Source organism: Aliishimia ponticola, assembly GCF_004803475.1.
Classification (GTDB): Bacteria; Pseudomonadota; Alphaproteobacteria; order Rhodobacterales; family Rhodobacteraceae; genus Aliishimia; species Aliishimia ponticola.
Genome location: NZ_SRKY01000002.1, coordinates 134587 through 146458 on the forward strand (window position 1 = coordinate 134587; position 11872 = coordinate 146458).

Annotated in this window: 12 protein-coding genes; 5 read left to right on the forward strand and 7 right to left on the reverse strand. The window is 62.9% G+C overall.

Translation table 11 applies throughout. The features are described 5' to 3' along the window. The first annotated feature begins 27 nt into the window (after positions 1-27). The 5 genes from E4Z66_RS07005 to E4Z66_RS07025 are packed head-to-tail and all read left to right on the forward strand — an operon-like array spanning position 28 to position 4278. Positions 28-255: a (2Fe-2S)-binding protein gene (locus E4Z66_RS07005; protein WP_342773448.1), complete on the forward strand. Its 228-nt coding sequence runs from the start codon at positions 28-30 to the stop codon at positions 253-255. After that, complete coding sequence (gene bfr / locus E4Z66_RS07010; protein WP_136462295.1) at positions 222-707, forward strand: bacterioferritin; 486 nt, start codon at positions 222-224, stop codon at positions 705-707. Before E4Z66_RS07005 ends, bfr begins: the two co-directional genes overlap by 34 nt. Next, positions 667-2208 carry a di-heme oxidoreductase family protein gene (locus E4Z66_RS07015; RefSeq protein ID WP_136462296.1) on the forward strand — a complete coding sequence of 514 codons (1542 nt, stop codon included), beginning with the start codon at positions 667-669 and terminating at the stop codon, positions 2206-2208. The genes bfr and E4Z66_RS07015 overlap by 41 nt, the downstream gene beginning before the upstream one ends. 1 nt (position 2209) lies before the next feature. Continuing rightward, positions 2210-3202 (forward strand): imelysin family protein, encoded by a 993-nt coding sequence (locus E4Z66_RS07020; protein WP_136462297.1) that lies wholly within the window; start codon positions 2210-2212, stop codon positions 3200-3202. A 14-nt stretch (positions 3203-3216) separates the two neighbouring features. Continuing rightward, positions 3217-4278 (forward strand): DUF1513 domain-containing protein, encoded by a 1062-nt coding sequence (locus E4Z66_RS07025; protein WP_136463048.1) that lies wholly within the window; start codon positions 3217-3219, stop codon positions 4276-4278. A gap of 45 nt (positions 4279-4323) precedes the next feature. Here the strand turns inward: E4Z66_RS07025 and E4Z66_RS07030 are convergent, their stop codons facing one another. The 7 genes from E4Z66_RS07030 to E4Z66_RS07060 form a co-directional block, all read right to left on the reverse strand. Beyond that, positions 4324-5133, reverse strand: coding sequence for a metallophosphoesterase family protein (locus tag E4Z66_RS07030; protein ID WP_136462298.1), 810 nt, complete (start codon positions 5131-5133; stop codon positions 4324-4326). Between the two features lie 14 nt (positions 5134-5147). Continuing rightward, positions 5148-5960, reverse strand: coding sequence for an ATP-binding cassette domain-containing protein (locus tag E4Z66_RS07035; protein WP_136462299.1), 813 nt, complete (start codon positions 5958-5960; stop codon positions 5148-5150). Continuing rightward, the gene (locus tag E4Z66_RS07040; protein WP_136462300.1) at positions 5957-6913 is read right to left on the reverse strand and encodes an ABC transporter ATP-binding protein; all 957 of its coding nucleotides are present in this window, start codon (positions 6911-6913) and stop codon (positions 5957-5959) included. The genes E4Z66_RS07035 and E4Z66_RS07040 overlap by 4 nt, the downstream gene beginning before the upstream one ends. Continuing rightward, positions 6910-7734: an ABC transporter permease gene (locus E4Z66_RS07045; protein WP_136462301.1), complete on the reverse strand. Its 825-nt coding sequence runs from the start codon at positions 7732-7734 to the stop codon at positions 6910-6912. Before E4Z66_RS07045 ends, E4Z66_RS07040 begins: the two co-directional genes overlap by 4 nt. Continuing rightward, positions 7731-8678, reverse strand: a complete 948-nt coding sequence (locus tag E4Z66_RS07050) for an ABC transporter permease (protein WP_136462302.1) — start codon at positions 8676-8678, stop codon at positions 7731-7733. The genes E4Z66_RS07045 and E4Z66_RS07050 overlap by 4 nt, the downstream gene beginning before the upstream one ends. Positions 8679-8737: 59 nt before the next feature. Beyond that, a complete protein-coding gene (locus E4Z66_RS07055) occupies positions 8738-10216 on the reverse strand; it encodes an ABC transporter substrate-binding protein (protein ID WP_136462303.1) in 1479 nt (492 codons plus the stop codon). An 86-nt stretch (positions 10217-10302) separates the two neighbouring features. Next, a complete protein-coding gene (locus E4Z66_RS07060) occupies positions 10303-11841 on the reverse strand; it encodes a folate/biopterin family MFS transporter (RefSeq protein WP_136463049.1) in 1539 nt (512 codons plus the stop codon). Positions 11842-11872 lie beyond the last annotated feature (31 nt).

Sequence of the window (11872 nt, forward strand, 5' to 3'; positions counted from 1 at the left end):
CACGACATCCATTCGGCAATCGAGTGGATGCGGGCGGCGGACCCGATGACCATCATTACGCCGCGCAAGGTGTATCGTGCCTTGAACAAGGAAGCAGATTGCGGGGGCTGCATGTCTCTCTTTCTGGACACGATGCGCCAAAACGATAAGTTGCAGGTACCAATGCTCCGTAAGCCAGCCGTTTCAGGTCAGCCAGCGGCACTCATAGAGGAATCTGGGACATGCAAGGCGACGCAAAGGTCATCGAATATCTGAACCGTGCTCTGCGCAGCGAACTGACTGCGATCAGCCAATATTGGTTGCACTACAAGCTGCAAGAGGACTGGGGGCTGGGCCACATGGCCAAGAAAAGCCGCGAGGAAAGCATCGAAGAGATGAACCACGCGGACAAGCTGATTGAACGGATCATCTTCCTTGAAGGGCATCCGAATCTGCAAAAACTCGACGCTTTGCGTATCGGCCAAAACCCGAAAGAAGCGCTGGAGTGCGATTTGGCCGCAGAGCAAGAAGCGCGCGCCATGTATAAAGAGGCAAGCGAATACTGCCGGGAGGCCGGGGACTATGTCACGATGGAGCTTTTCAAAGAGCTTCTGACTGACGAAGAGGGTCACATCGACTTCCTGGAGACACAGCTAGACCTGTACGAACGTGTCGGTGCGGAGAATTATGCACAGCTTAACGCTTCCAAAATGGACGAGGCCGAGTAGCCTCGCTGCGGCATTGGCTGCGGCGGCATCCGTCGCCGTGGCCGGGCCACTTGACGAACCTCACCTGAACATCATTCCCCGAACCGAAGCGGAGGCCGCGCGCATCGCCGCCGCGACCGCTTTGACGTCGGATTTCAGCGCGCCGGGCCGGTTCGAAGAGATGTCGGCCGGGGCTGCAACCGTGCGCGTGACGCCGGACGCGAATGCATTTTCGCAGCCCTCCGGCAATATCTCCTTCGAGCATGAGCTGGATTTCAAGGTCGGCAACGGTCTGTTCCGCAAGATCTGGGTGTCGTCACCCTCTTCGACCTTGGCGTCTGACGGATTGGGCCCGCTTTACAATGCGCGCTCGTGCCAGCGCTGTCACATCAAGGATGGGCGCGGTCATGCGCCGGAAAACGCGGAAGACAACGCGATTTCGATGTTCCTGCGCATTTCCATTCCGGGCAAGCCCGAAGATGCGATCCCCGAAATCAAGGACTATATCGCCAGCCTGCCGGACCCGACCTATGGCACGCAATTGCAGGACTTCAGCGTCGCGGGCCACCCGGCTGAATACCGGCTGCAGGTGGATTACGACCCGGTGGAGGTCCCGCTGTCAGGCGGGCAGGTCGTCACGCTGCGCCGCCCGACCTACACCGCCGCTGATCTGGGCTACGGTCCGCTGCATCCCGATGCGATGCTCAGCCCCCGTGTTGCGCCGCAGATGATCGGTCTGGGGTTGCTCGAAGCGGTGCCTGCCGCCGATATCCTTGCCCTTGCCGACCCTGACGATGCCGATGGTGACGGGATTTCCGGGCGCGCGAATATCGTCTGGTCCCATGAATTCGGCCAGCCCATGTTGGGGCGGTTCGGTTTGAAGGCGGGCAATCCGACCATCAAGGAACAATCGGCATCCGCTTTTGTCGGCGATATCGGGATCTCCAACCCGATCTTCCCGGCGGCTTCCGGTGAATGCACCGATCTTCAGGCCGATTGCCAGGCGGCCCCCCATGGCGACGGGGATGATCGCGGCTTTGAGATCGACGACGAAGGATTGGACCTGGTGACCTTCTACAGCCGCAATCTTGCGGTTCCGGCGCGGCGCAATGTGGACGACCCGGAGGTGCTGCGCGGCAAAGAGTTGTTCTATGCCACCGGATGCACGTCCTGCCACCGACCCGCCTTTGTGACCCATCGCCTCAAGGATCAACCGGAGCAAAGCTTTCAGTTGATCTGGCCCTATACCGACATGCTCTTGCATGACATGGGGCCGGGCTTGGCCGACAACCGGCCCGAAGCCCGGGCGACCGGGACTGAATGGCGGACGCCGCCGCTTTGGGGTGTCGGCCTGACCAGCCAGGTGTCGGGCCACACGCAGTTCCTGCATGACGGGCGCGCGCGCTCCCTGCTGGAGGCGATCCTGTGGCATGGCGGCGAGGCGCAGCCGCATCGCGACAGCGTCGTTGACATGCCCCCCGTCGACCGTGATGCCCTGATCAAGTTTTTGGAAAGTCTGTGACATGAGATTTCTCTCTCTCGCCCTAAGCATCCTGTTGCCTGCCGCACATATCGTGCAGGCGGCGGAGTCCGAGGCAATCGTGCAGGCGCATATCCTGCCGCGTTATGCCTTGTTGGACTCCGAAACCGCCAAGCTTGCGGATGCCGCAGAGGCCGATTGCCGCCCGCAGTCAGAGGCGCTTCAGACGGCCTATCATTCCGCATTCGATGCATGGATCGGCGTCGCGCATCTGCGCTTTGGCCCATCCGAACAGGGCGACCGCGCCTTTGCGCTCGCCTTTTGGCCGGACCCGCGCGGATCGACGCCCAAGGCGCTGGGCGCGCTTATCCGCGATGCGGACCCGGCCTTGGATGCGGCGGACAGCTTTGCCAGCGTGTCGATTGCCGCGCGTGGGTTCTATGCGCTGGAATACCTGCTGTATGATCCGGCCTTCAAAGATGCGCAGACAGCGGAATACCAATGCCGTTTGATCACCGCCATCACGCAGGACATTCACCGGAATGCAGCTGCGATCCGGGCGGGATGGGAAGACGGGTATGGCGCGCTTTTGGCGCATCCGGGCAATGACACCTATCGCAGCGCGGACGAGGCGACGCGGCAAGTGTTCACCGCCTTGTCCACGGGGCTGGAATTCAACGCCGACACCCGGCTTGGGCGTCCCTTGGGCACCTTCGACCGCCCACGTCCCAACCGGGCAGAGGCGCGTCGCTCTGGCAGGTCGCTGCGCCATGTGGTGCTGTCGCTGGCCTCGCTCCGGGAACTGGCCGGTCTGATTTCGGACAGCGATGCAGAGCTCGACCGAAAATTCGAACTTGCGCTGGAGCGCGCAGACCGGCTGGACGATCCGATCTTTGCCGGTGTGGCCGATCCGGCAAAGCGGTTCCGGGTCGAAGCGTTGCAACAAAGCGTTCGCGACATTCGGTCGGTCCTGTCCGAACATGTCGGCCCAAGGCTGGGCATCGCAGCCGGGTTCAACTCGATGGATGGCGACTGATGCGGGGGCGTGTCATGCAGGGGCGGCGATCCTTTCTGACGGGGCTTTTGGCAGCGGGGTTGTGCCCGCGCCCGACATGGGCCGATGCGGGTGGCCCTGCATTTCTAAGCGCAGCGCGCCGACCGGATGGGGGCTATGTGTTGTGCGGTCTGGCCCATGACGGTCAGATCATTTTTGAATTGCCGTTGCCCTCGCGCGGGCATGCAGCGGCAGCGCATCCGATCCGCGCAGAGGCGGTCGCCTTTGCCCGGCGACCCGGCAATTTCGCCATTGTCATCGACTGCGCCAATGGTGCGCAGATTGTGCGCCTCGATGCGCCAGAGGGACGCCATTTCTATGGCCACGGGGTCTTTGCCGAAGGCGGGGACATTCTTCTGACGACGGAAAACGATTTCGACGCAGCGCGCGGGGTTGTCGGGGTCTGGGATGTGCGTGCGGGCTATAAGCGGATCGGCGAATTCGAATCCCACGGCATTGGCCCCCATGACATCAAGCTGTTGCCCGATGGCCGGACCTTGGTGGTGGCCAATGGCGGTATCGAAACCCATCCCGAAACCGGACGCACCAAGCTGAACATCCCCACGATGCGGCCCAATCTGACCTATCTGTCACTGGACGGGCAGGCGCTGGCGCAGGTGGAACTGGATGCCGCGCTGCACAAGAATTCCATCCGGCATCTGGCGGTTGCGGGGGATGGCCGGGTCGGCTTTGCGATGCAATGGGAAGGCGATGTGTCCGAGGCGCCGCCGCTTTTGGGGCTGCACAAACTGTCCGAGGGCGGGCCAGCGCAGCTTTGCGGCGCGGACACGGCACGTGCCATGCATGGGTATCTTGGCAGTATCGCGATGAACGGCGGAACGCTGGCGGTGACATCGCCGCGCGGCGGCTTGGTGCAAGAGTTTTCCACCCAGACGCTGGAGATGCAGCGCACGCAGGCGATCACCGATGTCTGCGGCATCGCGCCCGAGGCAAAAGGCTTCGTCGTCACCAGCGGCACGGGCCTTGTTCTTGGACCGGGCCAGCCGGTTCAGCATTCGCGCCAATGGGACAACCATCTGGTGCCTGTAACGGGCTGACCGCGACCCCGGCGGACACTGGATTCCGGCGGGGCCTTACGGCGGTCAGGAAAACGCGATCAAACGCTCAACCGGGATTTCCTTGATCAGCCGCGAGTCTTGCAGCGGCACGAAGGTCACCTGAAAGCCGGACGGGGCCAGATCGCAAATCGCGAAGCCGGTGCCTTCGATCACCCGTAGCGCATCGCTGCGCGTCAGATCGACGGTTGACTGCTGACCCATCGTCACCACCAGCGGCACGCCTTCCCAGAAAGCGACGCGGTTCATATGCACGTGACCGCACAGAACGGCGGCCACATCATATGAACGGATCAGCTCTGCCAAACCATCGGTGCTTCGCTGGTCAAGGGACGTCCACACGGCCCCTTCCGGATCAAGGCGCGGCGGATGATGAATCGCGACCACCTTTCGCGCGTCGGGGTGTTTGGCAAAGGTCTTTGCGGCGGTGGCGAGTTGTCCATCGTCCAGCGCGCCAGAGACTTTGCCCGGAACGGATGTGTCCAGCGCAATCACATGCACGCCCGCCACCATGTCATCCCTGTCGACAGGGCCATCGGGCGCGGCTGGGTGGCCGGGGAAAACCGCATGCCAGGCCTCGCGCTTGTCATGATTCCCCAGAGTGGTGATGACCGGAGGGGTCACACGCTCCAGCCGTGATTTGACTAGTCGATAGCTCAGCTCATCGCCGATATTGGTCAGATCGCCCGAGGCCAGCACGAAGTCGGGCTGCGGGTCCAGCCGCTCAAGCGCGTCAAGAAGTTTGTCCAAGGTGCCGACGGTGTCGGTCTGTCGGTTCGGATCGTCCGTATCGGGGGCGGAGACGTGCAGGTCGGTGATATGCACAAATCGGGTCATGGTGCGGTCTGCTTTCAGGTGGTTGTTCGGGCCGGGGCGCTGTGGCCGGCGGGGGTGACCCGCGCCGCATCCAGCAGCATGGTGGTATAATCCGTCTGCGGGTTCGTCAGGATTGCCTGCGCCGGTCCTTGTTCGACGGTCCGACCGTTACGCAGCACGAGAAGATGGTCACACAGGTTCGCAACCACGGCGAGGTCATGGGTGACGAACAGCATCGCAAGGCCGAATTCGTCTTGCAGGTCCAGCAGCAGGTTGAGGATTTGCGCACGCACCGACACATCCAGTGCCGAAACGGCCTCATCCGCGACCAGCAGGCGGGGTTTCGTGATGATGGCGCGGGCAATGGCGATGCGTTGGCGCTGCCCGCCCGAGAATTCATGCGGATACCGTTCCGCGTCCGATGCGCTCAGGCCCACGCGCTCAAAGGTCTGTGCAATCTGCGCCGGGGCGGGCTGCTGCCCGGTTGCGCGCAGGGGTTGGCCCACGGACCAGCCGACCGGGCGGCGCGGATCAAGAGAGCCGAAAGGATCCTGAAATACCATCTGGAAGGTCTGGCGGCGCTGGCGCAAGATGTGTTCGGGCAGGGCGTGCAGGTCTTCACCGCCCAGCAAGACGCGCCCGTTATCGGGGGCCTCGAACCCCATGACAAGCCGTGCCAGCGTTGTCTTGCCAGACCCGCTTTCGCCCACGATCCCGTAGGTCTCCCCGGCGTTCAAGGTCAGTGAAGCATTGTCCAGCGCGACCAGAGGTTCCGGCCGATGCAGTAGTCTCTGGCGCGGCCTCGGATAGCGGCGCGTCACGTTTTGAATGTCCAGCAGGGCGCTCATATCGATGGGTCCGGCAGGTGATGGCACGCGGCGCTGCGGCCGGGCGACAGGGATGTTTCCGACGGGCGCGTTGCCGCGCAGCGGGGCAGTTCGACATGGCAGCGACCGGCAAAACGGCACCCAAGTGGCAGATCGGCCATGGCCGGAACATTGCCCGGCACCACGGGCAGGCGCCGCCGCAGTTGCCCTGCATCCAGTGGCGGGCGCGCGGCCAGAAGACCTTGGGTATAGGGATGCTGCGGCGCGCGCAGCACCTCGGCCACGGGGCCGCGTTCGACAACCTCGCCGCCATACATCACGGCAACATCATCAACCGTACGGGCCACCGCCGCGAGATCGTGACTGATAAAGACCAGCGCCATGCCGCGATCCCGAGCCAGCCTGACCAGCAATTCGGTGATCCGCAGCCCCACATGGGCATCAAGCGCGGTCGTCGGCTCATCCGCGATCAGAAGCGCCGGATCACAGGCGAGGGCCAGTGCGATCAGCACGCGCTGGCGTTGTCCGCCTGAAAGTTCGTGCGGGTATTGCCGGGCCTTCAAGGCAGGTTCCTGAATCCCGGTCTCGTCCAGAAGTTCCAGCATCCGCTGCTGCGCCGCTTTACGGTCCAACCGAAGATGCAGGCGGAGCGGTTCCATCACGGTGTCACCCACCCGGCGCAGGGGGTTCAGCGCGCTGGCCGGTTCCTGAAAAACCATCGCAACCCGCCGCGCGCGCAAGCTGCGCCACTGGCGGTCGGCGGCGGTGGACATGTCCTGACCATCCACATGCAACTGCCCATCCAGTTTGGCGCTGCTGGGCAACATGCCCATTAGCGTCAGCCCCAGCATGGATTTGCCGCTGCCGGACTCGCCCACGATGCCGAGCCGTTGGCCGGGATCAAGCTGAAGTGACACATCGCGCAGCGCCGCGTGTGAGCCAAAGCGCACGGTGATACCACTGGCCCGGATCATGCGCGTGTCCTCGCCAGTCGCGGATCGGTGACATCGCGCAGGCCGTCGCCCAAAAGGCCAAAGCCCAGCACGGCAAGGATGATGCACAGCCCCGGATAAATCGCCAGTTCCGGCGCGAGATACATCAGCGTTTGCGCTTCGCTCAGCATCCGTCCCCATGACGGCATTGGCGGCTGAGCGCCCAGCCCCAGATAGGAGAGAGCCGCTTCGGCCAGGATCGCGACGGCAAATTCGATCGTGGCCTGCACGATGATCGGGGCTGCGATGTTGGGCAGGATGTGGTCGCGGGTCAGCGCGGCACGGCCCATGCCAGCGGCCTGGCCCGCCAGTACGAAATCCCGCGTCCAGATCTGGTTTGCCGCCCCGCGTGCGACCCGCGCGAAGACGGGGATGTTGATGAACGCGATGGCAAGGATCGCATTGCTCAGCGATGGCCCAAAGGCCGCGGCCAGCATGATCGCGAAGAGCAGCGCGGGAAAGGCAAAGCCAAGATCGACCAGACGCATGACGATGGCCTCGACCCAGCCGCCCCATGCGGAGGCGGCCAGCCCCAGAAGGGTGCCAATCGCCCCGCCAAGTCCAACCGCGACGAAGGCGACGGTCAGCGAGTTGACGGATGCCGCCATCAGCAGGCTGACCACGTCGCGGCCCAGTTGATCGGTGCCCAGCCAATGCTCTGCCGAGGGGGCGGCGAATTTGGCGGGAATATCAAGAAGGGTGTGATCGTAGGGGGTCCAGACCAGTGACAGAAGGGCAATGGCCGTCATCATCGCCACCAGCGCACCGCCGATCCACAGGTTGACGGGCGCGCGCCGGATCATGCCAATCGTCCTTTGAGGCGTGGATCGATCAGCACATAGGCGATGTCCACAAGGAAGTTGGCGGTCACGACGATGGCGGCGAACAGCACGACAAGGGCCTGCACCGTGAAAAGATCCCGATTTGCGATGGACTGAAAGACAAGGCGGCCAAGGCCGGGCAGGTAGAAGACGTTTTCGATTACGATGGTGCCGGTCACAACGCCGGCCACCTGCATCCCGACGATGGTGACGATGGGCACCAGCGCGTTGGGCAGGATATGACGGCCCAGAATGCGGCGCGGTGCCAGCCCGGTCGCGCGGGCGGTGCGGACAAAATCCAGCCGCATGACTTCAAGCGCAGAAGATCGCGTCACGCGCGCCAGCACCGCCGATTGCACAAGGGCCAAAGCGGCCGTCGGCAGGATTAGCGAGCGCAGGGCCAGAACCGGATCATCCCAGCCGGGAAAACCGCCGGGCGGCAACCAGCGCAGCTTCACCGCAAACAATAGCACCAGCAGGATCGACAACCAGAAGGCCGGGATCGCGATGCCCAATTGGCTCAGCAGCATGATGGCCCAGTCACCGGGCCGGCCGTGTTGGGCGGCTGCGATGATGCCAAGCGTGACGCCAAGCGTCACGGTGGCCAGCATCCCGAACGCGGCGAGGGGCAGCGTCAGCGGCAAACGCTCTGCGATCAGTTCCGAGACCGGCACGCGGAAGAAATAGCTGGTGCCGAAATCGCCCCGAACCGCATCCCAGACCCATGCGCCATAGCGTTGCCAAAGCGGCCGGTCGAGGCCGAGTTCCGCGCGCAGGGCCGCGCGCGCGTCTTCGGTGGAATCGATGCCAAGGATGGTCACAGCCGGATCGCCCGGAAGTACGTTCATCACCAGAAAGACGATGACCGACACGGCGAAAAGCGTGGCGAGAAAGCCGAGGCTCCGGCGCAGAAGAAAGACTTGCATTGCGGCTTACCGGCTGACCGGGGCGACGCGCGCCCCGGCCTTGGTCGCGGGTCCGGTCCTCACTTGATGGTCACAGCGGACAGCGGCTGGTACAGCACCGGCGACGCCGCCCAGAACCCGTCCACATTGGCCCGGTAGATGCCCAGCTTGGGCAGTTGGAACAGGAACGCGTGGATGGCGTTGTCGGCCACGAAGTTCTGCGCGTCCTTCAGAAGGCCCATGCGCGTGTCGGTGTCGGTTTCGGTCTTGATGGCATTCCACAGCGCGTCGAAATCATCCGATTGGAAGCCGTAGAAGTAATCCTTGCCGCGCGCGAAATTGCTCAGATCATTGGGCGAGGTATGCGCGATGATGGTCATGTCATAGTTCTTCTTCTTGTAGACCTCATCGATCCAGAAGCCCCATTCGACATTCTCGACCTTCACGGTCACCCCCGCTTTGGCCAGTTCCGCTTGGACGATCTCGCCCGAACGGGTCGCATAGGGGAAGGGCGGCACGCGCAGGGTGATCTCGGACCCGGCGACACCAGCGCTTGTGAACAGCTCTTTGGCCTTTTCGCTGTCATGGGGATAAAGGCCCGTCAGATCGACATAGGCGGGGCCATGCGGCGGGTAGAAGCTGCCGATTGGAACGGCTTTGCCGTACATGGCGCCGTCGATGATTTCGTCCCGGTTGATGGCGTGGCTGACAGCCTGCCGCGCTTCGATCTTGTCAAAGGGCGCCCGCGCGTTGTTGAGGGCCAGGATCACCTCCCCCTCGGTCGAGCCGACGACGACCTTGAAACGCGGGTCGGCTTCGAATTGTTCCAGCAGTTCGGGCGCGGGGAAACCGGGGAATGCGTCCAGTTCTTCGGCCATCAATGCCGCGGTTGCGGCGGCAGGATCGGCGATGAACCGGAATTCGACCTTGTCGATGGCGACATCGCTCGCCGCGCGGTGGTCTTCGTATTTGATGAGGGTCAGACGGTCGCCGCGCGTCCAGCCGTCGAATTTGAACGGGCCGGTGCCGATGGGGGTGGTGGCGTTCGCATCGACGCTTTCCGGCGCGATGATTGAAGCGTCGCCCTGCGCGAGGTTGAACAGGAAGAAGGCGTCCTTGCGCGTCAGCTTGATTTCTACTGTCGCCGGGTCGATGACCGTCACGCTTTCGATTGGCTCGAAGATGCCCTTGGACGGGTTGGTCGAGTCTTCGGCCATCGCGCGGTCAAAGCTGAACTTCACGTCCTCGGCGTCAAGGCTTGTGCCATCATGGAACGTCGCGCCTTCGACCAGTTTGAAGGTATAGGTCAGCCCGTCGTCGGAAATCTCCCACGTGGTGGCCAGTTGCGGATGAACCGCGCCGGTTTCGTCCACGACGGTGAGCGATTCGAAAACATTTTGCGCCAGCATCCCGTCGATGGAGGCGGTGGCGTCGCTGGTTGGGTCCAGAACCGTTGGTTCCTGCTGCAACCCGATCCGCAAGGTGGATTGGGCAAAGCCCGGTGCGGTCAGGCCGACGGCAAAAGCGGCGGCAAGACAGGTGAATCGAAGTGTAGTCATCGGACGTCTCCGTTTTCTTGATCTGGACCTTGCCTAGCCTGCGGCCATGACTGTCATGTGACAAGCGCCAAGTTCAACTTGGGGTGTTAATCCTCTGTACGGAAGCGCGAATTTTGAACAAAGAGGATCGTCAGAAGCGGTGCTGCAAGCGTGATAAGCGCCACGATAATCAGCAAAGCGCCTAGCTGGCTGTAATCCGCGGTGGAGGTAACAGCCCCGGTTTCAGGGTCGACGCTGGCACGGGTCACGGTGAACAGTTGATTGAGGTATTTGGTCCCGAGACTGGAGGCGGACAGCGCCATATTGGTAAAGGAGGCCATGACCGCGAAGAACGTCGCCTTCAGGTGGCTTGGCGCATTCCGGGCAATCCAGGCCAGCATCGGCACCATCGCGATCTGCCCCAAGGGCGATTCAATCGCGGTGTCCAATATGGCGATGAACCGGGCATCCACGATGCCGCCGGTCTGCGCGGCAGTCCATTCGTGCAGCCCATAGACCAGCGCCAGGTTCGGCAGCGACAGCACGCCCGCCGCGATGGTCAGCAGCATGACGATATGGGCAATCGACCGTTCAGCCATCAAGGGGCGCAGCAGGAACAGGCCAAGCAAAGCCAGCAGCGATGTGATCAGGGACAGGATCGACAGGAACCGTTCATCAAAGGCCAGCACGTCGATTTCGAACCATGTCAGGCCGGATCCCGGCAAGGGCACTGCACGAAAGACAAAAATGATGGCAGCGGTGCCAATCAGGACGCGGGCGGCTTCGGTCTCAAGCGCGCGCAGCAGGCGCGAGATCAGGAAAAGGATCACGGCCATCGACGTGGCGAAGACGATTTCCTGCGCATATGTCAGGCCCGAAAGCCCCAAACCCACGCTTAGCACCACGAAGGCGAGGCCGCCGCCGAGGATTTCCCAATCAACCTGCGTCTCTTCCTGCGGGGGCGGGGCGGGCAGGCCGCGTTTTGCACGCAGGCGCAGCATCATCGCGTGCAGCGCCATGCCGCTGACAGAGATCAGCGGAATCACCAGCGCCACGAGGTAAATCTGCCCATACAGGGCCAGTTTCTCGTCGCGCGGCAGGCTTTTGGCCCCGGAAAAGACCCAGATATTCACCGCTGCAACGAAGACGAGACCAGAGATAATCGCGACCCGGCCCAGCGTTTGCATGGTCGTGTGCAAGGCGCGGGATTGCTCTGTGCTCAGCTCTTGCCCGTTGGCGTCCGTATGCGGGACGGCTTCCACCGTCATCGCGTCTGCCACCACGTCCTGAATGGCAAAGCCAGAGGGTGAGAGCATCAGCGCGATCACATACCACGTGGCCAAGGGGGCGATCTCGCGCATCTCGCCGGGGCGGGTGACCAGCCCGTACATGATCAGCAAAGACAGCGCGATCAGCCCGGCCCCCAGCAGGATCAGCAGCGATTTCCAGCGCCAGAACAGGTCCACGATATGGCCCATCGGCATCTTCAAAATCCACGGCAGACCAGCCCAGAAGGACAGCCCCGCGATGAACGCGGCCGATAGATCCAGATAATCCTTCAGGAAGAACGCCCCGACAACGGAAGTCAGCCCCGACACCCCGGCGGCGAAATAGACCATGAGCGGCGGCAGGTAGGACCAGCGCATCTGGCGGGCAAGATCGGTAAAAGTTCTGTTG